This window comes from Pseudomonas sp. R2-60-08W (assembly GCF_003852335.1).
Taxonomy (GTDB): Bacteria; Pseudomonadota; Gammaproteobacteria; order Pseudomonadales; family Pseudomonadaceae; genus Aquipseudomonas.
Map to the genome: position 1 here is coordinate 4,393,757 of NZ_CP027731.1, position 25,372 is coordinate 4,419,128.

Below are 25,372 nucleotides of genomic sequence, written 5' to 3' on the forward strand. Positions count from 1 at the left end.
GCTGAACCTTATAGGTCCTGGAAGGTGTAGGTCCCTCCTGGCTCGACTTCTCTTGCAATTGCTCGCACTCCATTGAAGGTCATGATCCCAACGTCGAAAACCCGCGAAACACTAGGGCTTACCTGTGCGACTTGGTCGACTAGCCAGCCAAAATGAGAGATCGCTTGATCAAGGACGCTTTTAGTCCCGGCGGAATGATCAAGAGAGGCCATTCGGGCCCGAATTGCTTCGCTCCACTCAATTGCCTGAGATTCGGACGTTCCTCCAGGATAGATCGGAAAAGTCTGCTCAATAATCGAGAAAAGTGATTCGTTGAGATAGGGGTGATATAGGGCAAGCCTTACGATCGGCTCGTCATTTTCATCCACCGTGCCGTAGCAGAGTAACCACGATGTGGTTGACAGCGCATAACTGGCCCAAGGGGTACCCGCCTCTGCGGTTTTAAACCGCTGCCGCTCCGAGGTGATGACCTCAAGAATCTCATCGCTGTTTGAAACGTCCATTCCAGCTAGCCGGGACTTCACTGGCGACAATAGGTCCACAGCTCCGCAGGCAGCGATGATTCCAGCTTTGGTCGATACGATCTTGTCGGCATCGTCTGACGAGTAGACGATCTCGCCGTCGACGCAGGCGATTTCCCTCTTGTCAGAAGCAATCAGAGCAAAAGCGCCCAAATTAACGCCAATTAACAACGTCATGTTTCACCACCGAGATTCAATCCATGAGGTTCGAATTTAGCAGTTATCGGCGTTCCGGAGGTTTTTTCGCAAGGCTGTACGAGGTCGCTTGCTGTCACCCTGCTGTCACGGGTTGTAGCGTTGCGAGAGGGATAAGGCTGAAAGCCGCATAGAATGTGGTGTCCCAGGGCCGGTTCGAACGGCCAACCTTCCCCTTAGGAGGGGGATGCTCTATCCAATTGAGCTACTGGGACAAATCGCAATCAACAAGCCAAAGGCTCAACGACGGACGGCGTGCATGTTAACGGGCAAGGTAGTTTTTGTCATGTCATCCCTTGGCTTTTTGATCGTAAGCCAACGCTTGCAAGCATGCGGTAGTGCAGCCCAATACAATCCGGGCGACCTATGCTGTCGTGCAAAATGCACTCTCCCAAAGTGCCATCATTGCAAATTGCACTACACGACACCCCATAAAACAATATAACTCATTGATTATATTGAATAAATCAGTTGGCACGCGACCTGCAACACTTCTCCCACAACCCCATTTGGCCAAGGCATACGGAGAAGAAGACCATGAACAGCGCCCTACTACTCGCCCTCAACACAATGGCACTGGCTGCGCTGGTAACTTTTCATTTCTTCCCAGCCAAATTGCAAGACCCAGCTCAAATCACCCAGGCCGTACCGCACCACCTGCAGCAAAGACCACAGCTGGCGGTGATGACAGCCGACCCTCAATCCCCTATTCGTTTAACCCAAGGCACCCAAGCCACCCCAACATCCGAGCACTGGGTTTTCTGAGAGCGCTACTCATGTCCAAACCTGCGTGGCTTTTTCTGTGCCTGACGCTCGCGACCGCCCTACTGGGCTTTTGTAATGCTATGCAAGACACTCGCACCCTGACGTTCATCGCCAGTGCTGTTTTTGGATGCCTCTTGGTCCTGACGCTCGCCCTCGGGCGGCGGATAAAATTCGACCCCATACTGCGTTAACCCCCCTCCAGCCGACCTTATGTCGCTTTGCGCTAGCAAATCAGCAAAAACTGCCACTACCCTTACAGATGAGGGCAAAAGGCCATGTTGCTTAAGGCGTGCGCTCTTCAACCCGATTTCGGATAAGGCTTGCGTGAAGATCAGGAATACCCGATCCAACGCGAAAACTTTTCCAACCAGTCCGCAAAAATGCAAATCAGTGCTGGCATAAAGCCTTTAGGCGGTTCAATATTTGTCACAGAATTGACGCCAAGGAAATGTCAAATCTGAGGCATGATGCGGCCTCTTTGCAATTCGGGTTGAACTTTGGTCGTGAGCCTTGTCTTAACACTCATCTTGCGGCCAATTCCAAAAACCGCTCCCCTGAACTAACCGGTTAAATATATGCGCCCATTGAAACAGGCAATTTATTCCAGCCGTACGGCTGACAAGTTCGTCGTACGTCTGCCAGACGGAATGCGGGAACGCATTGCCGAGGTGGCTCGCAATCATCATCGCAGCATGAACTCCGAAATCATCGCTCGCCTGGAACAGAGCCTTATTCAGGAAGGTGCCTTGGGTGAAGAGTTGAGCATGCGCCTGGACAGCCCAGAGCTGTCACTGCACGAACGCGAACTGCTGCAGCGTTTTCGTCAGCTTTCCCACCGCCAGCAAAATGCTCTCGTCTCGCTGATCGCGCACGACGTAGAGGCGGCCGCAGAAGCCAATTGATTTACAGCTGAAAGCCGAAGCCAGCCATGTGCTGGCTTTTTTTTGCGTGGGATTTGAGCAAGAAAGCAATGCGAGGGCAGATTTGCCCCCGCAGGTAAGGTCAGAGCAGGAAGATCGTAGCCAAGCCCAGGAAGATGAAAAAGCCACCACTGTCAGTCATGGCCGTGATCATCACGCTGGCCCCCATGGCAGGATCGCGCCCCAGACGCGCCAGGGTCATAGGGATCAAAACCCCCATCAAGGCAGCCAAAAGCAAATTGAGGGTCATGGCAGCGGTCATCACCACACCCAGCGACCAACTGCCATACAGCAAGTAAGCCACCACGCCGATTACGCCTCCCCACACCAGGCCGTTGATGAGGCCCACAGCCAGCTCCTTGCGCAGCAGGCGCGAAGAGTTGGCGGTACTGACCTGATCCAGCGCCATGGCGCGTACGATCATGGTGATGGTCTGATTACCGGAGTTACCGCCGATGCCGGCCACAATCGGCATCAACGCCGCCAGGGCCACCAACTTTTCGATGGAGCCTTCAAACAGCCCGATCACGCGGGACGCGATAAATGCAGTAATCAGGTTAACGGCCAGCCAAGCCCAACGGTTGTGCAGCGAACGCCAGACTGACGCGAAAATATCTTCCTCTTCACGCAAACCCGCCATGTTGAGGACTTCGGTTTCACTCTCTTCGCGAATAAGGTCAACGATTTCATCAATCGTCAGACGGCCAATCAGCTTGCCGTTCTTGTCCACCACCGGGGCAGAGATCAAGTCGTAACGCTCAAAAGCCTGGGCTGCGTCGTAGGCATCTTCATCCGGGTGAAAGCTCACGGTATCGCTGGCCATCAGGTCAGCAACTCTCTTCTCCGGATCATTTACCAGCAGGCGCTTGATGGGCAATACGCCCTTGAGAATGCCTTCGTAGTCGACCACAAACAGCTTGTCGGTATGCCCCGGCAGCTCTTTGAGACGACGTAGGTAGCGCAGTACCACTTCCAGGCTGACGTCTTCGCGGATGGTGACCATCTCGAAGTCCATCAACGCGCCGACTTGGTCTTCATCATAAGACAGTGCGGAACGCACACGCTCACGCTGCTGGGTGTCCAACGCCTCCATCAGCTCATGAACAACATCGCGCGGCAATTCAGGCGCCAGGTCGGCCAGCTCGTCCGCATCCATCTCCTTGGCCGCAGCCAGGAGCTCATGATCGTCCATGTCGGCGATCAGGGTTTCACGGACCGAATCGGATACTTCGAGGAGAATGTCGCCGTCGCGATCAGCCTTGACCAACTGCCAGAGCGTCAGGCGATCATCCAGCGGCAAGGCTTCGAGAATATAAGCAACGTCGGCGGAGTGCAGGTCATCGAGTTTGCGTTGCAGCTCGACGAGATTTTGCCGGTGAACCAGGTTTTCGACGCGGTCGTGGTGCGGTCCTTCCTGGCGGTGCGTGAGGTCTTCGACCACGCGCTGGCGCTGCAGCAGCTCGATAACTTGAGCCAGGCGATCCTGCAGGCTTTCTTGTGTTTTCTTTACTTCTACTTCGGTCATAGGCGAACTCCACTCCCAGCAGCGGAGCGCGCCGGAAGAATCAATCAGTCAATTCATGATTGGTAAAGCGGGATACTGAGTAACTACTGGGTAAGTCCATGGAGGCATTCCACAAGCCCCGGCGGGGCTGACCGGCGCATGATACACCGCTCGGCCGCTTTTAACGTCAAAAAAAACTGGAAAGAACAAGCGCTTGCAAGCCAAAGCTGAGTGTTGGCTACATCTATGAACTGCGACGACGCAGCGGGAAGGGAAAACACAAGGGAAACAGAAAAAGACGTACGCCAGGATAAAACCTACACAAACCCCAGACGGCAAAAAGCCCGCACTAGGCGGGCTTTTTGTTTGTATGGTGCACTCGACAGGATTCGAACCTGTGACCGCTCGGTTCGTAGCCGAGTACTCTATCCAGCTGAGCTACGAGTGCAGAGTGTGTTTTTTAGACCAGATCACAACTGGTTGAAACCAAGCCATTTGCATCGCTGCAACTGACTCTTAAATGGTGCACTCGACAGGATTCGAACCTGTGACCGCTCGGTTCGTAGCCGAGTACTCTATCCAGCTGAGCTACGAGTGCATTTGTTGCCGCGCATTATAGGCCGTTCAATCTCTATGTAAAGCTATTTTTTCGATCAATTTCAACAACTTACCGAAAAAACCAGATTGCAACGTACTAAGCAAATAATGGCGGAGAACGGGGGATTCGAACCCCCGACACCCTTTTGAGGTGTACTCCCTTAGCAGGGGAGCGCCTTCGGCCACTCGGCCAGCTCTCCGCAACACGGGGCGTATATTAACCACGTTCCTCCCCGTTTGCAAACATAAAAAACGATAAAAATTAAAGGCTTGGTTCTTCGTCCTTCTCTTTCTTGATCCGCAGGTAGATTTCCTCGCGATGGACCGCTACCTCTTTCGGAGCGTTAACCCCGATACGCACTTGATTGCCTTTGACGCCGAGCACGGTCACGGTGATTTCGCCATCACCGATAATCAGGCTTTCTGCGCAACGACGAGTCAGAATCAACATACCTTTCACCTCACGCAATTCATTTCAGGAACAACAGTCTGCAAAAAAAAGGCATTCGACCTACAACCAAAAGGCCGTAGCCCTACCGCCTAAGTATTGTCGAGCCCACGCAAAAGAACATGCGCCCTACAAAAAAATGAAAGGCGCGGTAAGCCGCGCCTTCCTGGCATCGCATCACTCGCCCTGTCGGGCCGGAGCGTCCAGCTCAAAAGCGGTATGCAGCGCGCGCACGGCCAGTTCCAGGTACTTTTCTTCAATCACTACCGAGACTTTGATTTCCGACGTGGAGATCATCTGGATGTTGATGCTTTCCTTGGCCAGCGCCTCGAACATGCGGCTGGCAACACCGGCATGGGAGCGCATGCCCACACCCACGATCGACACCTTGGCAATTTTGGTATCGCCGATCACTTCACGGGCGCCGATCTCGCGTGCAGTGTTCTGCAGGATACGCTCGGCCGCATCGTACTCGTTGCGGTGCACGGTGAACGTGAAATCGGTGGTGTTATCGTGCGAAACGTTCTGCACGATCATGTCGACTTCGATATTCGCGCCGCTGATAGGACCGAGGATCTTGAAGGCCACACCCGGAGTGTCTGGCACGCCACGGATCGTCAGCTTGGCTTCATCGCGGTTGAAAGCGATGCCGGAAATGATCGGCTGTTCCATGGATTCCTCTTCATCAATAGTAATGAGGGTGCCCGGACCCTCTTTGAAGCTGTGCAATACGCGCAGCGGAACGTTGTACTTGCCGGCGAACTCCACCGCACGGATCTGCAGCACCTTGGAACCGAGGCTGGCCATTTCCAGCATCTCTTCGAAGGTGATCTTGTCCAGGCGCTGGGCCACGGACACGACGCGCGGGTCGGTGGTGTAGACGCCATCCACATCAGTATAGATCTGGCATTCGTCAGCCTTGAGAGCCGCTGCCAGCGCCACGCCCGTGGTGTCCGAACCGCCACGCCCAAGCGTGGTGATATTGCCCTGCTCGTCAACACCCTGGAAACCCGCTACCACAACCACGCGCCCAGCTTTCAGATCAGCACGAATCTTCTGATCATCGATCTGCAGGATGCGCGCCTTGGTATGTGCGCTGTCGGTAAGAATGCGCACCTGACTGCCAGTGTAGGACACCGCTGGCACACCACGCTTGTTCAGAGCCATGGCCAGCAGCGCAATGGTTACCTGCTCACCGGTGGACACAATCACATCCAGCTCACGCGGGAGCGGTTGTTGATCACCGCTGATGGCCTTGGCCAGGTCGATCAGGCGATTGGTCTCGCCGCTCATGGCCGACAACACCACCACCAGGTCGTCGCCAGCATCACGGAACTTCTTAACCTTGTCGGCCACCTGCTCGATTCTTTCGACAGAACCGACCGAGGTGCCTCCGAATTTCTGTACGATCAAAGCCATTTCTAAGCCGCCTCAGCCCGTAAAGGGGCGCCCAATAAACGAATCTTCCAGCAACCGAGCGAGCCCACGACTAGACTATGGGCTCATTAACAGCGCCTTAAATACCTGCCTCGACAAACGGCACGGTCAAGGCCAGCGCCGCGTCCAGGGCGCCGGCATCTACACCACCGCCTTGCGCCATGTCCGGACGACCACCGCCCTTGCCGCCCACTGCCGCAGCGGCTTGCTTCATCAAATCACCGGCTTTGAGTTGGCCAGTCAGGTCCTTGGTTACACCGGCAACCAGCACGACCTTATCCTCATGGACACTGCCGAGCAGGATCACTGCGCGGCCGAGCTTGTTCTTCAACTGATCGACCAAGGCCAGTAACGCCTTGCCGTCCTGACCGTCCAGGCGCGCCGCCAGGACTTTTACGTCCTTGACGTCAACCGCCGAGGCCGACAGATCGTCGCCCGCAGCACTGGCCGCCTTGGCTTGCAACTGCTCCAGCTGTTTCTCCAGCGCACGGTTGCGCTCAAGCACGGCGGACAGCTTGTCGATCAGATTGTCGCGGCTACCCTTGACCAGGCCGGCCGCTTCCTTGAGTTGTTCTTCGGCTGCATTGAGGTACGCCAGCGCCGCGGCACCGGTGACTGCCTCGATACGACGCACACCGGAGGCCACACCGCCTTCGCTGATGATTTTCAACAGGCCGATGTCACCGGTGCGGTTGGCGTGGATACCGCCACACAGCTCCACCGAGAAACTGCCGCCCATGCTCAGTACGCGTACTTCATCGCCATACTTCTCGCCAAACAGCGCCATGGCGCCCTTGTTCCTGGCGGTTTCGATATCCGTTTCCTCGGTTTCAACCGGGGTGTTCTTACGGATTTCGGCGTTGACGATATCTTCCAGCGCCTTGATCTGATCAGGCTTGATCGCTTCGAAGTGGCTGAAGTCGAAACGCAGGCGCTGGCTGTCGACCAACGAGCCCTTCTGCTGCACATGCTCGCCCAGCACCTGACGCAATGCAGCGTGCAGCAAGTGAGTGGCCGAGTGGTTCAACGCGGTCGCATGCCGTACATCGGCATCGACCTGAGTCTCGACTGGCGCGCCGACGACCAGGTTGCCCAGCACCAACACACCATGGTGCAGGAACGCGCCACCGGTCTTGGTGGTGTCGCGCACGTCGAAACGACCGGACGTCGAACTGAGGAAACCACAGTCACCGATTTGCCCGCCCGACTCCGCGTAGAACGGCGTCTGGTCCAGGACCACCACCGCTTCATCGCCCTCGTTCAGCACATCGACTGACTTGCCGTCTTTATAAATGGCAACGATTTTGGCCGCGCCGGCGGTAGCCTTGTAGCCGATGAACTCGGTAGGCACATCAACCTTGACCAGGGTGTTGTAGTCCAGGCCAAACGAGCTGGCGGAACGCGCACGCACACGCTGGGCTTCCATCTCACGCTCGAAACCGGCCTCATCGACGGTCAGCTCACGCTCACGGGCGATGTCGGCGGTCAGGTCCATCGGGAAACCATAGGTGTCGTAGAGCTTGAACACCACATCGCCCGGCACCACGGTGCCTTTGAGTTCAGCCAGGTCCTGCTCGAGAATTTTCAGGCCGTGCTCCAGGGTCTTGGAGAACTGCTCTTCCTCAGCCTTGAGCACCCGCTCGATGTTGGCTTGTTGCTGCTTCAATTCCGGGAAGGCATCGCCCATCTCGGCTACCAGCGCAGCCACGATCTTGTAGAAGAAGCTGCCGGTAGCGCCCAGTTTGTTACCGTGACGGCAGGCGCGACGGATAATGCGGCGCAGCACATAGCCACGGCCTTCGTTGGACGGCAGCACCCCATCGGCAATCAGGAAACCGCAGGAGCGGATGTGGTCCGATACGACCTTGAGCGAAGACTGGCCTTCATTGGCGCAGCCAATGGCCGCAGCCGATGCACTCAACAGGTTGGTGAACAGGTCGATTTCATAGTTGGAATGAACGTGCTGCATGACCGCACTGATCCGTTCCAGCCCCATGCCGGTGTCCACCGACGGTGCCGGCAACGGATGCAACACGCCATCAGCGGTGCGGTTGAACTGCATGAACACGTTGTTCCAGATTTCGATGTAGCGGTCGCCGTCTTCATCCGGCGAACCCGGTGGGCCACCCCAGATGTCGGCACCGTGATCGTAGAAAATCTCGGTGCAGGGGCCGCAAGGGCCGGTGTCGCCCATGGTCCAGAAGTTATCGGAGGCATACGGCGCACCTTTGTTGTCGCCGATGCGGATCATGCGCTCGGCGGGCACGCCGATTTGCTGGGTCCAGATGTCATACGCTTCGTCATCCGTGGCATAGACGGTTACCCAGAGCTTTTCCTTGGGCAGCTTCAGCACGCCGGTCAGGAAGGTCCAGGCGAAGGTGATCGCGTCTTTCTTGAAATAATCGCCGAAGCTGAAGTTACCCAGCATTTCGAAGAAGGTATGGTGGCGCGCGGTGTAACCCACGTTTTCCAGGTCACTGTTCTTGCCGCCGGCGCGTACGCACTTCTGACTGCTGGTGGCGCGGGTGTAGGCGCGTTTTTCCTGGCCCAGGAAACAGTCCTTGAACTGGTTCATCCCCGCGTTAGTGAACAGCAGGGTGGGGTCATTGCCTGGGATCAAGGAGCTTGAGGCTACACGGGTGTGGCCTTGCTCTTCGAAGAAGCGAAGGAAGGCTTCACGGATTTCTGCGCTTTTCATTAGGTTCTTCCACGGAGGCTGCGGCCAAAGGCCAGTGCGCAACATCATCAGACGAAGCGACGGCAAAGGGCCGCATTATATCGGCCCTTTGCCGGTGGTACAGCGTGTTTATGTGATAGAAGCAGTCAATTAGACGGCCTGCACTGTCATTTCTGCGAAAATGCGACGAATGTCTGCACGACTTGCTCAATCTGCGCCCGGCTGACGTCCAGGTGCGTCACCATGCGCAGGCGCGGAGCGGCGCTCAACTTGATCCCGCGCTCGGCGGCAAACGCCTTTAACGCCTGGGCCCGGTCACCGATCTGCACATAGACCATGTTGGTTTGTACCGGCTCCACGCTGTAACCGGCCTTTTGTAACTCATCCCCCAGCCATTGCGCGTTAGCGTGATCTTCAGCCAGGCGCTGCACCTGATGATCCAGGGCATACAGGCCTGCCGCCGCCAGTGAGCCGGCCTGGCGCATGCCGCCGCCGACCATCTTGCGCAGACGCCGCGCCTTGGCGATCAATGCCGTGGAACCGCACAGTACCGAGCCGACCGGCGCGCCGAGCCCCTTGGACAGGCACACCGACACCGAGTCGAAATGCCCGGCAATTTCACGCGCGTCCACGCCCAGCTTGACCGCTGCGTTGTAGAGCCGCGCGCCATCCAGATGCAACGCCAGGCCATGTTCACGGGTAAACGCCCGCGCCTTTGTCAGGTATGCCAATGGCAGCACCTTGCCTTGCATGGTGTTTTCCAGCGCCAGCAAGCGCGTGCGGGCGAAGTGGAAATCATCGGGTTTGATCGCCGCCAGCACCTGGTCGAGGTCCAGGGACCCGTCTGGCTGCACCTCCAGCGGCTGCGGCTGGATCGAACCCAGCACGGCCGCCCCGCCCCCTTCGTATTTGTAGGTGTGGGCTTGTTGCCCGACGATGTATTCCTCACCGCGCTCACAGTGAGCCATCAACGCCAGCAGGTTACTCATGGTGCCAGTAGGCACGAACAAAGCGGCCGGAAAGCCCAGGCGCCTGGCCAACTCAGCCTCCAGTCGGTTGACGCTGGGGTCTTCGCCGTAGACGTCATCACCGCTGACGGCGCTGGCCATCGCATCGAGCATACCGGGGGTAGGTTGGGTCACGGTGTCGCTGCGCAGGTCGATCACGGTCATGAAGGGGGCCTCTAACGGAATGGATAAGTCCTTTTGTGAGTGATTACTGCGGGCAAAGCCACGCAATATCAAGTCCCACCGCATTCAATCGCATACCCACCAAACAAACCGATATAGCTTATCGATACGGCAACCGTGCAGTTTTTGAAAAAGCATGTTAAAAACTCTCCGCCGCCAGGGTTCTGGCGGCAACGTTCTCAGGGCGGGGTGCAATTCCCCACCGGCGGTAATTGCGCGCAATGTGCATAGCCCGCGAGCGCTTGGCGCCTCGAACTGCTCAGGCAGGACGGCGACAAGGTCAGCAGACCCGGTGTGATCCCGGGGCCGACGGTCATAGTCCGGATGAAGAGAGAACGGGATTGGCACCTAAGGGCCGCACGTTGAATTCATGCCTGCATGAAAACAGCGGTGCGTACCCTTAAATCCCATTCGATTCATAACGCCCTGTTTTTTTCTTAAACAGGAGTCAGAACATGCAACCCACCGCAATCGACAGCAAAAGCAAAAACCACCACGGCGAGCGCGTCGCATTTATCCAGGCCTGCTGGCACAAGGATATTGTCGATCAGTCGCGCAAAGGTTTCCTCGCCGAAATGATCGCCCAGGGCTACCAGGAATCGGATATCGACTTCTTCGAAGTCGGCGGCGCCTTTGAAATGCCCCTGCACGCCAAGCTGCTGGCCAAGACCGGACGTTACGCCGGTATCGTCGCCGCCGCGCTGGTGGTGGATGGCGGCATCTACCGTCACGAATTCGTCGCCCAATCGGTGGTCAGCGGCCTGATGCAGGTGCAGCTCGAAACCGAAGTGCCAGTATTTTCGGTATCGCTGACCCCACACCACTTCCACGGCGGCAGCGAACACACCACGTTCTTCTACGAGCACTTCGTGCACAAGGGCCAGGAAGCTGCGCGTACGTGTGCCGACACGCTGCACAAGGTCCGTGCGATCCGCCGCAGCGAGCCACGCGCTGTAGCGGTGTAAGCCACCCTGAAAAACCAATGTGGGAGGGGGCTTGCTCCCGATTACAGTGTGTCAGTCAGCTCATCTGTAACTGATACACCGCTATCGGGAGCAAGCCCCCTCCCACATTTGCATAGGGTCAGGCCTTGAAAACTACACTAGGTCGGCGTCCGTGGTCGGCACGATCAATATCCCCGCGCGCAAACCATTCTTCACCTTCGGGTTGGGGAAGATGATGCGTGCGCCCTCTTCCTCGATCACCCAGCGGGTCTTGGCTACGTCTTCGGCCAGCAGGTAGCCTTTTTCCAACTCCGAAAAGTTTTCCACATCCGCCGGCAGGTGCAGCAGGAAGGCGTCACTGTGCTTGATCACTTCACGCGCAACGGCGAACAGCTGCATACCGTCGAGGCTGTCCGTAGCAGGCTCGGTGCCCTCGATGATCTGCTTGAGGCGCAGCTCCAGGCGGGAAACATCCACGCCCTCGTTATGCCCGAACGGCCGCGCCTTGCCCAATTCCAGGGTGAAGGCTTCGGCGTCCAGTTGCTCGTAGGTAAACGCAGTGAAGGTGATCGAGGTTTTGTTTTGGAGCAGCACGGCCTGCATGCCGGCAGCGCAAAGGCGGGCCAGTTCGTGGCGTGAATGCTGGCGCCCTTCCTTCCATGGGTACAACGCAAACTGCTCGATCTTCGAGCCACGAATCGCGGTGTGCAGGTCGTAATGCAGGCGCGAACGGCCAGGCTGGCTGAAAAAGCTGCGGGCCAGCTGTTCCAGTTCGGCGGCGCGCATGGCTTCGGGGCCGATGTTGCTTTCATGCCGGCCGTTGAACAGCCGGTTGACGTCCAGTTCAAGGTAACGCTCGCCGCGACGCATGGCCTCGGGGTTGCCGAACAGGAACAGAATACGGGTGCGGGGTTTGATTTCCCCACGGGCGATGCCATGCAACAGACGGTCGAGCAACTCGATCGGCGCGGTTTCGTTGCCATGGATGCCGGACGACAACAGCAGGTCGCTGCCATTGTCCCGTGCTTCAGGAGGACGCACTTCAAGCGCGCCCTCACTGAGCCAGCGCATCTGCACGCCGTCGACAGTCAGTTGAATTTTTTGCGCCGGTTCACGACCGGCGAGGGTCAGTTCAAGCAGTTTGCCGAGGGCGAGCATAAGCAGCTTCCTTAGTGGTTGCAGCCAGGGCCATGGACGTGATCGTCGTCGCCTTCAACCTCGGCCGGTTCCATTTCCAGTTGCAGGCTCATCAGGTTGGTCGCCAATGGCCGCATCAGCAGGTTGGCGTACTCGGCGTCACCCTCCTCCACATCCACGCCGATCAGCAGTTGGCCACGGCCGTCGTGCTGGATCCAGATCTCCTTGCCCTGCCAGACCACGGCAACGCGGGTGCAGGAGGTTTCCAGCTGGGTGCCGTCGGTGTCTTCAAGGATCAGCTTCAGGGTGTCGGTCATAAATAAAATATCTCAGCCGTAGGGCGTTAATGGGTCTGGAAAGGATAAACCGAGCCCAGTTTAAGGATTTGCGTCAGTTCATCCAGTGCCGTCCGGCACTCAAGCAGCAGTTGCGGGTCAGCCAGGTCGGTTTCGCGCAGGCTGTCGCGGTAGTGCTTGTTGACCCACTGGGTCAGGGTGTCGTACAGCGGCGCGGTCATGATAACGCCTGGATTCACCGCCGCCAGTTCGGTTTCGTTCAGCGCCACACGCAAACGCAGGCATGCCGGGCCGCCGCCGTTCTGCATGCTTTGCTTGAGGTCGAATACGTTCACTTCGCGGATCAAGCCGCCAGAGGCCGTGAGCTGTTGCAGGTACTGCCAGACGCGCTCGTTGGCGCGGCATTCTTCCGGCACGATCAGCAGCATCGAGCCGTCAGGACGGGTCAGCAACTGGCTGTTGAACAGGTAGGAGCGCACCGCGTCCTCCACACTGACCTGGGCACGCGGCACGCAGACCGACTGGAAATTGCCGCCCAGCTTGCCCAGTTTGCCCTGCAACTCAGCGAGCATCTGTTCGGTATGGAGGAACGCGTCCTCGTGGTAGAACAGCACTTCGCCGTTGCCTACCGCGATCACGTCGTTGTGGAACACACCGGCATCAATCACTGCCGGGTTCTGCTGGGCGTAGACCACGCCTTCATCCTTCAGGCCGTGCAAACGCGCAACCGCCTGGGACGCCTCGAGCGTCTGGCGTGCCGGGTATTTCTGCGGCGCCGGGTAACGAGCGTCGAACGCACTGCGGCCGAAGACAAAGAACTCTACGCCCGCCTCGCCATAGTCACGGCAGAAACGCGTGTGGTTCGCCGCACCTTCATCACCGAACTGCGCCACCGCCGGTAACGCGGCGTGGTGCGCGAAGTGCTGCTGATCGGCAAACATCGCCCCCAGCACGCGGCTGGTGGTCGGGTGTTCGATGCTGCGGTGGTATTTGCAGTTGAGGTTGGCCGCGGTGAAGTGCACGCGGCCGTCCGCCGTATCGGCGCTGGGGCTGACCGTGGCGGCGTTGGCCACCCACATGCTCGACGCCGAGCAGCTCGCCACCAGCAACGGCATGGCCTGCTTGGCCGCCTGCTGAATGACCTGCGCGTCGGTGCCGCTGAAACCGAGGCTGCGCAAGGCGGCCACGTCCGGACGTTCCTGGGGGGCAAGCACGCCTTGCACAAAGCCCATGTCCATCAGCGCTTTCATTTTCTGCAGCCCCTGCAACGCCGCTTCCTTGGGGTTGGAGTGTTGCTGGCTGTTGCTCTGGGACGCAACGTTGCCGAAGGACAAACCACCGTAGTTATGGGTCGGCCCCACTAGACCGTCAAAATTGACTTCATAGGATTTCATCGGCGAGGCTCCACGAACATCTGTTTTTATAAGCAATCTTCAACACATCACAGATTCAGTGTGGGAGGGGGCTTGCTCCCGATAGCTGTCTGTCTGTTGATAAATCAGGTGACTGGTCCACCGCTATCGGGGGCAAGCCCCCTCCCACATTTAGACCAGTGTTATGCCCGGGGTCAGAGTGGCTGGAACCACCAGGCTCGGGGTTTCCAGCGACGCCACCGGGTACGCGCAATAATCCGCCGCGTAATACGCACTGGCGCGGTGGTTGCCCGAAGCCCCTACCCCGCCGAACGGTGCGGTGCTGGCGGCGCCGGTCAGCTGTTTGTTCCAGTTGACGATGCCGGCGCGGCTTTCCAGCCAGAACTGCTGGTAACGCTCCTCGGAATCCGAGAGCAAACCAGCGGCCAGGCCGTACTGGGTGTTATTGGCCTCAGTGATTGCCGCAGCAAAATCTGCGTAGCGAATCACCTGCAACAGCGGGCCGAACAGTTCTTCGTCTTCGCGCTCGGCCACCGCCGTCACGTCGATGATGCCTGGGGTCAACAAGGCGGCCTGATCTCGCGGCTGGGTCATTTCCAGCAGTGCCACGGCGCCATTGGCCAACATCAGCTCTTGGGCGTCCATCAAGGCTTTGGCGGCCGCCAGGGAAATTACCGAGCCCATGAACGGCGCCGGTTGCTGGTCGAACGCGCCCACTTCAATGGCCGCGCTGACCGCCACCAGACGCGCCAGCAACGCATCACCCCAGGCGCCTTGTGGCACCAGCAAGCGACGGGCGCAGGTGCAGCGTTGGCCGGCGGAGATAAACGCCGACTGGATGATGGTGTACACCGCCGCATCCATGTCGGCCACTTCGTCCACTACCAGCGGGTTGTTGCCGCCCATCTCCAGGGCCAGGATCTTGTCCGGACGCCCGGAAAACTGCTGGTGCAGATGGTTGCCGGTGCGGCTGGAGCCGGTGAAGAACAACCCGTCGATGCCTGTGTTGGCCGCCAACGCGATGCCGGTTTCCCGCGCACCTTGCAACAGGTTCAACACGCCCGCTGGTAAACCCGCTTCGACCCAGCACTGCACGGTCAACTCGGCCACTTTCGGCGTGAGCTCGCTCGGCTTGAACAGTACGGTGTTGCCCGCCAGCAGCGCCGGGACGATATGCCCGTTCGGCAAGTGGCCAGGAAAGTTGTAAGGGCCGAACACCGCTACCACGCCGTGGGGCTTGTGACGCAGCACAGCGGTGGCGTCGCCCAGGGGGCCGCTCTTCTCGCCGGTACGCTCGCGATAACTTTGCACGGAGATCGCGATCTTGTTGGCCATGCTGGTGACTTCGGTGGCCGATTCCCACAGCGGCTTACCAGTTTCCTCACCGATGCAGCGGGCGATTTCATCGGCGCGGCTTTTCAGGGTACTGGCGAAGGTTTCGAGCACACTGATGCGCTCTTCCAACGAGCGCCGCGCCCAGCCTGGAAATGCCTGGCGTGCGGCCTGCACGGCGGACTCGACCTGCTCGGCCGTCGCACCGTTGCCGCTCCACAGCACCTGCTGGGTCACCGGGTTACGCGATTCAAACAGTTCACCCTGGCCGGCCAGCCAGCTACCTGCGATATACAACGAATTCATTATTTCGCCTCCCGGGCTGCGGACAACGGTACGGCACGCACTTGATCACCGACCACAAGCTGCAGACGCTTGGCGGTCAGCGGATCGACCACCAACGTGCCCGCCGCCAAGCGAGCCGGGGCAGCAGTGATGCGGCAGTCTTCGCGTTTGCGGTTATGGATCAGGAACGGCGTGGCGTCGTCCCCCGGCGTGCCGATGGCCAGCACCAGCGCCTGGCTGTCGCGCACCGCACGAATCTTGCTGGTTTCACACTCAACCGCCGGGCCGGCATCGAAGATATCCACATAGCCCTGGTAGCTGAAGCCTTCGCTCTTGAGCATGCTCAGCGCCGGCTCGGTATCCGGATGGACCTTGCCGATCACATTGCGCGCGTCTTCGGAAAGAAAGCAGCTGTACAGCGGAAACTTGGGCATCAGCTCAGCGATAAACGCTTTGTTGCCGACACCGGTGAGGTAGTCGGCCTGGCTGAATTCCATTTTGAAGAAGTGCCGGCCCAGGCTTTCCCAGAACGGCGAGCGCCCCGCGTCGTTGGACACGCCGCGCATCTCGGCGATGATCTTGTTGCCGAACAGTTGCGGGAATTCGGCAATGAACAGCATGCGCGCCTTGGCCAGCATGCGGCCGTTGAGGCCGTTGCGGTAATCGGCCTGCAGGAACAACGAACACAGCTCGGAGTTGCCGGTGAGGTCGTTGGCCAGGAACAGCGTCGGAATTTCGCGGTAGATGTTCAATTCCTGGGAGGCGCTGACCGTCAGGCCGACCCGGAAGTTGTACCACGGCTCGCGCAGGCCGACGGCGCCGGCGATGGCCGAGATGCCCACCACGCGGCCTTCGTCGTTCTCCAGCACGAACAGGTAGTCGGCATCGCCGCGCCCGGCTTCGCCGCGAAAGGTTTTCTCGGCCCAGCCCACGCGGTGGGTCAGGCGCTCTTCGTTGGCCGGCAAGGTGGTGAGGCCGGTGCCGGTGCTGCGCGCCAGATCAATCAGGGCCGGTAAATCGCTGCTGCGTACGGGACGAACGATCATGCTATCTCCTCGAACGGGCCGCTTTGCAGCCACCCGCGAAACTCTGTTTTATACCGGCTCTCAAACTGCAACAAGACGCACGCTCGCGCCTTCGCCAACGCCCAGGGCTTCGGCGGCGGCGAGGTCCAGCGTCACCGGTTTGCCGGGCGCGTAGTCCAGCTCCAGCATCACCGCACGGTAATCCTGCAACTGCGCGTTGCTGACCAGGTACTGGCGGCCGACACCCTTGAGCATCTCGCCGATCTTCACCGGCACCACGCGGCTCTGGGCGATCGAGCGGATGCCCGAAACCCGCGCGTGCAGGGTCGGGCCGCCGTCGAAGATGTCGATGTAATGGTCGGTTTCGAAGCCCTCGCGCATGAGGATATCGAAGGTGATCTGCGCACGCGGGTGCACCTGGCCCATGGCTTCCTGGGCTTCGTCCGGCAACAGCGGCACGTAGATCGGGTAATGCGGCATCAGCTCGGCGAGGAACGTACGGCTTTTCAGCCCGCACAGGCGCTCGGCGGCAGCGTAATTGAGGTCGAAGAAGTTGCGACCGATGGCGTCCCAGAACGGCGAATCACCGTTCTCGTCGCTGTAGCCGACGATCTCGGTCACCACTGAATCGGCAAAGCGCTCCGGGTGGCTGGCGACGAACAACAGGCGGCCACGGGAGTTGAGCTCCGACCACGGCGAACCGACCAGCTCAGGCACCACGTAGAAACTGGTGAGCAGGCTGTTACCGGTGAGGTCGTGACACTGGGACAACACGTGGATCTTGTTGTGGATCTTCAGCTCGCGGGAGGCGTGCACGAAGGTTTCATTACGGAAACTGTAGAAGGGCTCCGAGTAGCCGGCCGACGCGACGATGGCTGAGCAGCCCGCGAGCTTGCCCGTCTCGGTGTCTTCGAGCACGAAGAAATAGCTTTCTTCACCGTTGAAACTCACCTCGGCCGCGAAGGACGCTTCGCTGGCCGCGATCTTGTCGCTCAGGCGTTCCACATCATCCGGCAAGGAGGTGACACCAATCGGGCTGTCCGCAGCCAGACGCTGTACCTCGCCCAGATCAGCCATTTGCGCGGGGCGCATCACCAGCATGGTGTCACTCCTTAACTCGAAAAAATCATAGGGAAAAAATACCGCAAGGCCAGGCACACCATAGTTCCCAATGTGGGAGGGGGCTTGCCCCCGATGGGGGTGGGTCAGCTACAGATAACCTGGCTGATACACCGCAATCGGGGGCAAGCCCCCTCCCACATTTGACCCGGGTCCAGCCGGCAGAGGGTGTAGTTATCAGGCTTGGGTCAGCGTTTTTACGGCACGTTCGAAGCGATCCAGACCTTCGTTGATGTCCGCCTCTTCCACCACCAGGCTCGGCGCGAAACGCACCACGTCCGGGCCGGCTTGCAGGATCATCAGGTTTTCTTTCTCGGCGGCGTTGAACACGTCCTTGGCCTTGCCCTTGAACGCATCGCTCAACACGCAACCGATCAGCAGGCCCATGCCACGCACTTGGGTGAAGATGCCGTACTGCTCGCCGATCTGCTCCAGGCGCGCCTTGAACAGGTCGTGCTTGGCATTCACGCCGGCCAGCACCTCGGGAGTGTTGATCACGTCGATCACCGCTTCAGCCACCGCGCACGCCAGCGGGTTGCCGCCGTAGGTGGTGCCGTGGGTGCCGACCACCAGGTGCTTGGCCAGGTCTTCACGGGTGAGCATCGCGGCAATCGGAAAACCGCCGCCCAGGCTCTTGGCGCTGGTGAGGATGTCTGGCACCACGCCGTAGTGTTGGTAGGCGAACAGGTGGCCGCTGCGGCCCATGCCGGTTTGCACTTCGTCGAACACCAGCAGCGCGTTATTGGCGTCGCACAATTCGCGAGCACCTTGCAGATAAGCCAGCTCGGCCGGCAGTACGCCGCCTTCGCCCTGGATCGGCTCCAGCACCACGGCGCAGGTCTTGTCCGACACGGCGGCTTTCAAAGCCTCCAGGTCGTTATAAGGAACGTGGGTGATGCCGGTGATTTTAGGCCCGAAACCATCGGAGTACTTGGACTGACCACCGACGTTGACGGTGAACAAGGTACGGCCGTGGAAGCTGTTCAGCGCGGCGATGATCTCGTACTTCTCGCTGCCGAAACGGTCGAACGCCACGCGACGGGCCAGCTTGAAGGCGGCCTCGTTGGCTTCGGCGCCGGAGTTGCAGAAGAACACACGCTCGGCAAACGTGGCGTCGATCAGCTTGTGCGCCAGGCGCAGCGCCGGCTCATTGGTGAACACGTTGGAGACATGCCACAGCTTGTTGGCCTGTTCGGTCAGTGCGCCGACCAGCGCCGGGTGGGCGTGGCCCAATACGTTGACCGCGATACCGCCGGCAAAGTCGATCAGCTCGCGACCCGCCTGGTCCCACACGCGGGAACCTGCGCCACGCACGGGAATGAACGCGGCAGGTGCGTAGTTAGGCACCATGACCTGGTCGAAATCGGCACGTTGCACCGGGGCTTGCTCAACGGACATCGGAGTCTCCTGAAGAGGAACGCCTGCCTGGAACTGGCGGGCGATGCAGGGATTGTAAGGACAGTTTTCAGTGCGGCCTTGCCGCCAAGCGACAACTTCTTATAGCGCCAACCCGCGTTTTACGCGGGTTTACGCCAATGCGACAAATAGCGTCGCAATGGCGCAGTTTAAACCGTGCGCCCGCTCCATGGGCAGGTGATCTTCGCAAATTGGCCGAAGCACACCGCGCCAACTATCTACCGCCGTTAATCGAGCCTCGACTGGTCTGCTGGAAACAAACCAACACCGTCAAGGATCGATCCCATGCCGCACCGCGCCACCCCCGACGCCCACCTCGCCATCCTCATGCAGGCCGTTCCCCCGTGGCTGGGCGACGCCTCGCCAGCCCGGCGCACCGCCCTGGGCGAGCATTCGCCGAACTTTCCCGACTGGTACACGCACGCCAGCGCGGCCCAGCACAAAGAACTCAAGCGCCTCAACGGTGAGACCTGGACCCATCAGAATCGCCTGGACAAAGCCCTGGCCGGGCTCAAAAGCGCGGAAACCTTTGGCGCCGAGTTGCTGCAAACGGCGCTCAAGCGCCAATACGGTCTTGACCTGGATGTGCGCAGCACCTGGCTGCAGCTTTACGTGCCCTTGACCGTCGCCGGGTTTCGCGTGAAAGCCGGGGCTTCGCGCACCTGGAGTGTGTCCCTGCTCAACGCAGCCCTGCACAACTTCGAACCGGATGAGGCGAAACCCAATGCCTATGAACGCAATTCCGGCTTCAGCACCCAGCCCAATGCCGTGGGGCAGTTCCAGACACTGCCGGCGATTGCCGAAAAAATCAGCACCGCGCAATTCGCCACGCTGTGCCGCGACCTCGATATCGGTGGCCGCTACCAGCACTACCTCGAAGATTACCTGGGGATGACCAACCCAGTGGCCAAGGCCGTCCTGCAAACCCGCGTGGAACAGACCCAGGCCAGCGCGCTCAAGCTGTCGTTGTACATGGCGCTCCTCAAGAGTGATATCACGCAAGCCGGGTATGACGCGGTCCATGGCCTGATTGATCGCGGCAATAACCTCTCGACCCTGGTCGCCCATGAACTGGTGATCATGTCCAGCCGCCTGACCGGCATCGTGCTGTTTGCGCAGAATCTGGAGGCAAGCCGTGAAGCCGTACCGGTGATCGCCTATATCCCCGATGACCCGCAACATCCGATCAAGCAATACGCCAGCGCCCAGGCCTTTATTCAGGCGCTCACCACGCGGCTGCGCTCCACGGATTTCCAGCACTTCTTCAGCCGTTTCGTCAGCCACGCCGACCTGGGACGTTTTTTCGCCGACCTCACCGGCCGCTTGAGCGAAGTGACCTGGCATCCGCATACACCGGGCGACCCCTTGCCCAGCTGGCGCAAAACCGACGTCGAACGGCCCGATCTGCAATTTCGCGGCATCGCCATCCAGCAGCCCCTGTTCCAGCACCTGCACCAGATGAAGTTGAGCAAGCTGCTCGACGACGCAGGCAGCCAAGCCGTGTCCACCGCAAGCGTCAACCGCAAGGCCCGCTGGGAGCGCTGGGACCTGGTGAAGAAAATCGCCTCGGTGGTCCTGCAAGTGGCAGCCTTGATTGCCACCCCCTTTGTCCTGCCCCTGGGCCTGCTGACGCTCGGCTATACCGCCTATCAACTGTTGGACGAAGCCTTTGAAGGGGTTATCGACTGGGCTGAAGGCCTGACGCGTGAAGCCTTCGGGCACACGCTGGCGTTCGTCGAGCAACTGGTGCAATTGGGGTTGTTTGCCAAGGGAATCCCCATCGCCCAAGACCTCCTGCGCAAAGCATTGCCCGCCGCCAGCCAGCGTTTTATCGACGGCCTTATACCGGTGACGACGCCCGACGCAAACCAGCGCCTGTGGAAGCCGGACCTGGCGCCCTATCGCCATACATTGACGCTGCCCAAGACCGTGCGCCCCGACCCGCAAGGCCTGTACCGCTACAACGCCAAGTGCGTATTGCCCCTGGGCGAGCACCTTTATAACGTCGGGCAGGACCCCGCCAGCCAGCGTTATTTCCTGCTCCATCCCACACGGCCGTCCGCCTACCAGCCACGGGCCATGACCAACGGCCAGGGTGCATGGCTCACCGAAGTCGAACACCCCCTGAGCTGGGACAGCGCCACCCTGATGCGACGCCTCGGCTACCCGGCCGAGGGCCTGAGCCCCGCTCGGCTGCAACAGGCACGCAGCGCCAGCGGCACCCACGACAACGCCTTGCGCAAGATGCACCTGGGCCAGCAAACACCACCGCCCCTGCTGGCCGATACGCTCAAGCGCTTCCAGATCGACCAGGCCCTGCAAGACTTCATCGCCCAGATGAACAGCGACGATCCGACGGTTTTCAGCCAGGCGGATACCCAGACCCAGCTGCAGGTCTTGACCTATCACGAGCTGTGGCCAGCCTCCAGGACCTTGCGTTTTCTGGACGACAGCGGCAATACCCAATGGGAATTTGCCGGCCAACCCGGCGCCAGCGTGGTGCAGGTCCACGAAGCCCAACTGGAAAAGGGCGATTTATTGCACATTCTGCTGGAAAGCCTGACCGAACCTGAACGCAAGTTACTGCTGGAAGAACCCGCCGACCAACCAGCACCTCACACCCACCTGCGCGTTGCGGCCTTGCGCAAAAAAATCGCGCGCCAGGCCTACGACAAACGCTTCTCCCTGTTCGACTCGCACTACCGCACGGCAGAACGCGTCCATAGCCCGTCACTGCAAAAGATCATCGATGCCGCGCCAGAACCCGGCCTCCCCACCGCTGTAGCCGAGGAGCTGCTGGCCAATGCCAGCGGGGAGGAGTGGCGGGCCATCGACCAGGGCAAGGTACCGCCACAGATTGTCGCGCAGGCCGCCGCGGCCCAGTTGGATGTGCGCACCACCCGCGCCTATGAAGGCTTGTACCTGGACGCCGTCGACAACCCGGACACACACCTGCTCACCCTGTTGTCGCTGGAACGCCTGCCCGGATGGTTGGGCAACCTACGCCTGGAAGTGCGCCAATACCGGGTCGACGGCCCACTGCTGGAGGCCGTCGGGGCCGAGGATGCGCCCCTCAAACGAACCATCATCCATACAGACACAGGCCGCTACACCCCTGTCGATGAAAAAGGCCCGGTATTTGGCGACGGCGATTTCTACACCGCCATTCTCCAGGCCATCCCGGACAACCAGCGCGACGCCCTGAACATCCACATCGCTCAAGGCGAACGCCTGCGCCAGGCCGTAGGCGAACATGTAATAGGGCGCGACCGCTTGCGCGCATTGCTGGGTAAGGACACTTACCGCAAGCCCACCTATGACCCCAAGGTCATGCGCTTGCGCGGCGGTATGGAAGGCTATCGCGCAGGGCCATCAGCTGCACCGGAACCGACCCTGGAACAGCGCGCTCACCATCTACTTCCCAGCCTCAACCGGGAGCAGATCAGCGAACTGATACAAACCCTGGAAGGTCGGCCAGATGGCGCCCTGTCAAGCCTGATCACGCTGCAAGCCGAATACAACAAACTGGACACCGACCTGGCCGTCTGGGAGCACACCACGTCGCCCTTCCACCCCGTGACAGAGATACTGCTCACGCCCCAGGAGTATCAATACGCCCGGCGCAATCGCGCGCTATGGGCTCAGGAGATCAGGCGCGGCTGGCGTCAGGAAACCGATATCGATCCGTATCATGAGCAGCTCGCCCTCAATGGCCATACATTGCAATTGACGATGCCCATCTACGGCGAGCTGCCCTTGCTCACCGCGCGCTTCGAGCACATCACTCTGTTGGAAATGAGGGGCGAAGGCACCGCATTGGAGATCAACGATTTTGTGCAGTTGTTCCCTCGGTTGCGCCACCTGAACGTCAGCCGTTTTTCCCTGGGGCGCCTTGCCCCGAGCATTCCGCAACTGCGCCACCTCAACGCACTGATATTAATTGACTGCAACATCACGCTGACCGAAGAAAGCCAGGCAGCCCTGGGCGGTATGACCCGGTTGGTGGCCCTGGACCTGTACAACAACCCCCTGGGCCTCACCCCCAGCGTCGCCAACATGCCCCAGTTGCAAGACCTGGACCTGAGCCGTACCGGCATCAGCGAGCTCCCAGCGGGCATACTCAATCGGCCCGAGCTGGAGCTGGCGGTGCTTTCCAATAACCAGATCCACGAGCTGCCGGCAGCGCTGTTTGATTTGCCGGTTGCCACCAGCCGCAAATTCGACCTCTCCAGCAACCCGCTATCGCGAATGACCCTGCAACGGGTCAAGGCCTACCACCAAAGGACCGGCGGCCGCTGGGAGATTGACGCCCCCCGCGCAGACATCGAGCAGGCCAGACGCCTGTTACCCACCCTGAGCGACGATGACATCAACCAGCTCATCTTCGAGCTGCCGGGGGACCTGGATGCTGGCCGCGCCGCGCTGGCGCAACTGGAAGTCGACTATCTCAGGATTCGCCAAGACCTGCTGCCGTGGGCTGAAGACACGCAAGCCTCCGCCCAGGAGCGCACTTATCGCTCACTGTTCGTGGACATGCTTGAGGCGGCCTGGCGCCGGGAAACCGAACTGGATGAACATGCCCATGGGAACCACCCGTGCTACAACCTCAGGCTGCCATACCCCATCAACGGCGATATCCCCACCCTGCGCACGCCGCTCACCCACATCTCATCACTGGCAATGACCGGCAATGGCGCCACCGTGCAACTGGGGAACTTCCTGCGCAGCTTCCCTCGGCTGGAGCGGCTGTCCATCGAACGCTACGCCCTGGGTCATCTGCCCAAGTCCCTGCCCCAACTGGCGCAGTTAACCCATCTGCGCCTGGACCGCTGCGGCCTTACACTCAACCCCGTCAGCGCCCAGGTGCTGTCCGGCATGACCCAGCTCAAACACCTGGACCTGGCGAACAATCGGCTGAGCTGGCTGCCGGACTTTAATCGCCTGACAAACCTGGGCAGCCTGTCGCTCAGCAACACCGGCCTGCGGGAGATCCCGTTGGCGCTGCTCTCCCGCACCGTCGTGCGGACACGGGTGGATCTGAGCCTCAATGCCGTCGAGCACATCCCCGCACAAGGCTTCGGGCTGCCCGCCACCCTCAGCGCCGCCTTTGACCTATCCGGTAACCCACTGTCCCGACAAACACTGGAACGTCTGAAAGCCTACTGCCAAGTCACCGCCGAACACTGGAATGTCCAGGCACCTCAACCACAGCTGCAGCAGTTACAGGCGCTGTATCCGACGCTCGACAGGCGCGAAGCCAGCCGTCTGTACTTCCAACTGCCCGGCGACCTGAACGCCGCCGCCCCCGAAATCGCGCGCCTGGGCGACGAATATCAGCAGATGCAAACCCGGTTGCAGGCCTGGGCCCTGGACGTTCCGCAAAGGGATCCTTTGCTCGATACTCCGCTGGACGAAGACACCCGAGCGCAAGAGCAGATCCGTCGCCTGCACTTCAAAGACCTGCTCGAACGCTGTTGGCGCCGGGAGGGCGAACTGGATGACTCCAACGGCGTTACCCGCCGCCGCTACAAGCTGGTGTTTCACGGGCAATTATTGGGGGATCTGCCGGCGCTGACCGCGCGCTTCAACCATGTCAGCCTGCTGGAGATCATCGGCGACGGTACCAATCAACAGGTCGATGGCTTGCTCAGGTGCTTTCCCAACCTGATCAGCCTGACCCTGGAGCGCCACACACTGGGAGACATCCCCGCCACAGTGTTCCAACTCGGGCGCCTGCGCGACCTCAAGCTGGCAGAAAACCATATTCGCATGACGCCCGAGAGCAAGGAGCAGCTCTCACGCCTGGTCCACCTGGAGTACCTGGACATGAGTGACAACCCGCTGAGCCTGACACCTGATGTTCGCAACCTGGGACGACTGACGTCGGTCTACCTGCATCGCTGCGGGCTGACACTGGTGCCTGAAGGGCTCTTCAGCCTCGACCGCCTGCGCGTCGTGGACCTGAGTGATAACGAAATCGTGGAATTACCCAGCGATCTGCTGGAAATGCCCCTGCCGCTCGATGACGATTCCGACTTGAGCGGCAACCCGTTGTCCGAGCAAAGCATCACGCTGCTGCGCAACTACTATCGCCAGACCGGTTACGAATTGGGCGTAGACGAAGCGATGTTCGACGAGTTCGGCGTGGCGCTGCAGGTTCCAGGTACACCGGTACCGATGGAGGAATAAAC

General features: G+C 59.8%; 18 protein-coding genes, 4 tRNA genes and 1 riboswitch. Of the genes, 5 read left to right on the top strand and 17 right to left on the bottom strand.

Going from position 1 to position 25,372, the window contains the following annotated elements:
* Positions 1-8: 8 nt before the first annotated feature.
* Both C4J90_RS19985 and C4J90_RS19990 read right to left on the bottom strand, forming a co-directional pair.
* Positions 9-698 (bottom strand): hypothetical protein, encoded by a 690-nt coding sequence (locus C4J90_RS19985; RefSeq protein WP_124420650.1) that lies wholly within the window; start codon positions 696-698, stop codon positions 9-11.
* A gap of 156 nt (positions 699-854) precedes the next feature.
* Positions 855-931, bottom strand: a tRNA-Arg gene (locus tag C4J90_RS19990).
* A gap of 322 nt (positions 932-1,253) precedes the next feature.
* On the opposite strand from C4J90_RS19990, the gene C4J90_RS19995 reads away from it, so the two are divergent.
* From C4J90_RS19995 to C4J90_RS20005, 3 genes are all read left to right on the top strand, one after another.
* Positions 1,254-1,481, top strand: coding sequence for a hypothetical protein (locus tag C4J90_RS19995; protein WP_124415407.1), 228 nt, complete (start codon positions 1,254-1,256; stop codon positions 1,479-1,481).
* 11 nt (positions 1,482-1,492) lie between these two features.
* A complete protein-coding gene (locus tag C4J90_RS27230; RefSeq protein WP_124420651.1) occupies positions 1,493-1,672 on the top strand; it encodes a PA3371 family protein in 180 nt (59 codons plus the stop codon).
* 384 nt (positions 1,673-2,056) lie between these two features.
* Positions 2,057-2,383: an Arc family DNA-binding protein gene (locus C4J90_RS20005; protein ID WP_003193592.1), complete on the top strand. Its 327-nt coding sequence runs from the start codon at positions 2,057-2,059 to the stop codon at positions 2,381-2,383.
* 100 nt (positions 2,384-2,483) lie between these two features.
* Here C4J90_RS20005 and mgtE read toward each other — a convergent pair whose 3' ends face one another.
* The 8 genes from mgtE to ltaE all read right to left on the bottom strand — a co-directional run bounded on the left by mgtE (position 2,484) and on the right by ltaE (position 10,236).
* Positions 2,484-3,926, bottom strand: a complete 1,443-nt coding sequence (mgtE, locus tag C4J90_RS20010; RefSeq protein WP_065892684.1) for a magnesium transporter — start codon at positions 3,924-3,926, stop codon at positions 2,484-2,486.
* Between the two features lie 350 nt (positions 3,927-4,276).
* A tRNA-Arg gene (locus C4J90_RS20015) sits at positions 4,277-4,353 on the bottom strand.
* A 73-nt stretch (positions 4,354-4,426) separates the two neighbouring features.
* Positions 4,427-4,503: transfer RNA gene (locus C4J90_RS20020), tRNA-Arg, on the bottom strand.
* 108 nt (positions 4,504-4,611) lie between these two features.
* Positions 4,612-4,702, bottom strand: a tRNA-Ser gene (locus C4J90_RS20025).
* 62 nt (positions 4,703-4,764) lie between these two features.
* Complete coding sequence (gene csrA / locus C4J90_RS20030; RefSeq protein WP_003175645.1) at positions 4,765-4,953, bottom strand: carbon storage regulator CsrA; 189 nt, start codon at positions 4,951-4,953, stop codon at positions 4,765-4,767.
* A 174-nt stretch (positions 4,954-5,127) separates the two neighbouring features.
* Positions 5,128-6,369 (bottom strand): aspartate kinase, encoded by a 1,242-nt coding sequence (locus tag C4J90_RS20035; protein WP_065950555.1) that lies wholly within the window; start codon positions 6,367-6,369, stop codon positions 5,128-5,130.
* Between the two features lie 97 nt (positions 6,370-6,466).
* Positions 6,467-9,085: an alanine--tRNA ligase gene (alaS, locus tag C4J90_RS20040; protein WP_124364043.1), complete on the bottom strand. Its 2,619-nt coding sequence runs from the start codon at positions 9,083-9,085 to the stop codon at positions 6,467-6,469.
* Between the two features lie 146 nt (positions 9,086-9,231).
* Positions 9,232-10,236 (bottom strand): low-specificity L-threonine aldolase, encoded by a 1,005-nt coding sequence (ltaE, locus tag C4J90_RS20045; protein WP_124415409.1) that lies wholly within the window; start codon positions 10,234-10,236, stop codon positions 9,232-9,234.
* 189 nt (positions 10,237-10,425) lie between these two features.
* A riboswitch (FMN riboswitch) is annotated at positions 10,426-10,595 on the top strand.
* A gap of 114 nt (positions 10,596-10,709) precedes the next feature.
* Between ltaE and C4J90_RS20050 the strand changes: the two genes are divergently transcribed.
* Positions 10,710-11,219 carry a 6,7-dimethyl-8-ribityllumazine synthase gene (locus C4J90_RS20050; protein ID WP_057723717.1) on the top strand — a complete coding sequence of 170 codons (510 nt, stop codon included), beginning with the start codon at positions 10,710-10,712 and terminating at the stop codon, positions 11,217-11,219.
* 132 nt (positions 11,220-11,351) lie between these two features.
* Here C4J90_RS20050 and astE read toward each other — a convergent pair whose 3' ends face one another.
* From astE to C4J90_RS20085, 7 genes are all read right to left on the bottom strand, one after another.
* The gene (astE, locus tag C4J90_RS20055; protein ID WP_124415410.1) at positions 11,352-12,356 is read right to left on the bottom strand and encodes a succinylglutamate desuccinylase; all 1,005 of its coding nucleotides are present in this window, start codon (positions 12,354-12,356) and stop codon (positions 11,352-11,354) included.
* Positions 12,357-12,367: 11 nt separating this feature from the next.
* On the bottom strand, positions 12,368-12,652 hold the full coding sequence (locus C4J90_RS20060) for a topoisomerase II (protein ID WP_124364046.1): 285 nt from the start codon (positions 12,650-12,652) through the stop codon (positions 12,368-12,370).
* 26 nt (positions 12,653-12,678) lie between these two features.
* Positions 12,679-14,025, bottom strand: a complete 1,347-nt coding sequence (gene astB / locus C4J90_RS20065; RefSeq protein WP_124364047.1) for an N-succinylarginine dihydrolase — start codon at positions 14,023-14,025, stop codon at positions 12,679-12,681.
* A 150-nt stretch (positions 14,026-14,175) separates the two neighbouring features.
* Positions 14,176-15,645: a succinylglutamate-semialdehyde dehydrogenase gene (gene astD / locus C4J90_RS20070; protein WP_164488038.1), complete on the bottom strand. Its 1,470-nt coding sequence runs from the start codon at positions 15,643-15,645 to the stop codon at positions 14,176-14,178.
* On the bottom strand, positions 15,642-16,667 hold the full coding sequence (astA, locus tag C4J90_RS20075; protein ID WP_124420653.1) for an arginine N-succinyltransferase: 1,026 nt from the start codon (positions 16,665-16,667) through the stop codon (positions 15,642-15,644). The genes astD and astA overlap by 4 nt, the downstream gene beginning before the upstream one ends.
* A 60-nt stretch (positions 16,668-16,727) precedes the next feature.
* A complete protein-coding gene (aruF, locus tag C4J90_RS20080) occupies positions 16,728-17,747 on the bottom strand; it encodes an arginine/ornithine succinyltransferase subunit alpha (protein ID WP_124364050.1) in 1,020 nt (339 codons plus the stop codon).
* A 195-nt stretch (positions 17,748-17,942) separates the two neighbouring features.
* Positions 17,943-19,163, bottom strand: coding sequence for an aspartate aminotransferase family protein (locus tag C4J90_RS20085; protein ID WP_124364051.1), 1,221 nt, complete (start codon positions 19,161-19,163; stop codon positions 17,943-17,945).
* A gap of 303 nt (positions 19,164-19,466) precedes the next feature.
* Between C4J90_RS20085 and C4J90_RS20090 the strand changes: the two genes are divergently transcribed.
* On the top strand, positions 19,467-25,370 hold the full coding sequence (locus tag C4J90_RS20090; protein ID WP_124420654.1) for a dermonecrotic toxin domain-containing protein: 5,904 nt from the start codon (positions 19,467-19,469) through the stop codon (positions 25,368-25,370).
* Positions 25,371-25,372 lie beyond the last annotated feature (2 nt).

Bases quoted from the DNA above. Each gene is read 5' to 3' on its own strand.
- C4J90_RS19985 (WP_124420650.1), bottom strand. From the start codon at position 698: ATGACGTTGTTAATTGGCGTTAATTTGGGCGCTTTTGCTCTGATTGCT.
- C4J90_RS19995 (WP_124415407.1), top strand. From the start codon at position 1,254: ATGAACAGCGCCCTACTACTCGCCCTCAACACAATGGCACTGGCTGCG.
- C4J90_RS27230 (WP_124420651.1), top strand. From the start codon at position 1,493: ATGTCCAAACCTGCGTGGCTTTTTCTGTGCCTGACGCTCGCGACCGCC.
- C4J90_RS20005 (WP_003193592.1), top strand. From the start codon at position 2,057: ATGCGCCCATTGAAACAGGCAATTTATTCCAGCCGTACGGCTGACAAG.
- mgtE (WP_065892684.1), bottom strand. From the start codon at position 3,926: ATGACCGAAGTAGAAGTAAAGAAAACACAAGAAAGCCTGCAGGATCGC.
- csrA (WP_003175645.1), bottom strand. From the start codon at position 4,953: ATGTTGATTCTGACTCGTCGTTGCGCAGAAAGCCTGATTATCGGTGAT.
- C4J90_RS20035 (WP_065950555.1), bottom strand. From the start codon at position 6,369: ATGGCTTTGATCGTACAGAAATTCGGAGGCACCTCGGTCGGTTCTGTC.
- alaS (WP_124364043.1), bottom strand. From the start codon at position 9,085: ATGAAAAGCGCAGAAATCCGTGAAGCCTTCCTTCGCTTCTTCGAAGAG.
- ltaE (WP_124415409.1), bottom strand. From the start codon at position 10,236: ATGACCGTGATCGACCTGCGCAGCGACACCGTGACCCAACCTACCCCC.
- C4J90_RS20050 (WP_057723717.1), top strand. From the start codon at position 10,710: ATGCAACCCACCGCAATCGACAGCAAAAGCAAAAACCACCACGGCGAG.
- astE (WP_124415410.1), bottom strand. From the start codon at position 12,356: ATGCTCGCCCTCGGCAAACTGCTTGAACTGACCCTCGCCGGTCGTGAA.
- C4J90_RS20060 (WP_124364046.1), bottom strand. From the start codon at position 12,652: ATGACCGACACCCTGAAGCTGATCCTTGAAGACACCGACGGCACCCAG.
- astB (WP_124364047.1), bottom strand. From the start codon at position 14,025: ATGAAATCCTATGAAGTCAATTTTGACGGTCTAGTGGGGCCGACCCAT.
- astA (WP_124420653.1), bottom strand. From the start codon at position 16,667: ATGATCGTTCGTCCCGTACGCAGCAGCGATTTACCGGCCCTGATTGAT.
- aruF (WP_124364050.1), bottom strand. From the start codon at position 17,747: ATGCTGGTGATGCGCCCCGCGCAAATGGCTGATCTGGGCGAGGTACAG.
- C4J90_RS20085 (WP_124364051.1), bottom strand. From the start codon at position 19,163: ATGTCCGTTGAGCAAGCCCCGGTGCAACGTGCCGATTTCGACCAGGTC.
- C4J90_RS20090 (WP_124420654.1), top strand. From the start codon at position 19,467: ATGCCGCACCGCGCCACCCCCGACGCCCACCTCGCCATCCTCATGCAG.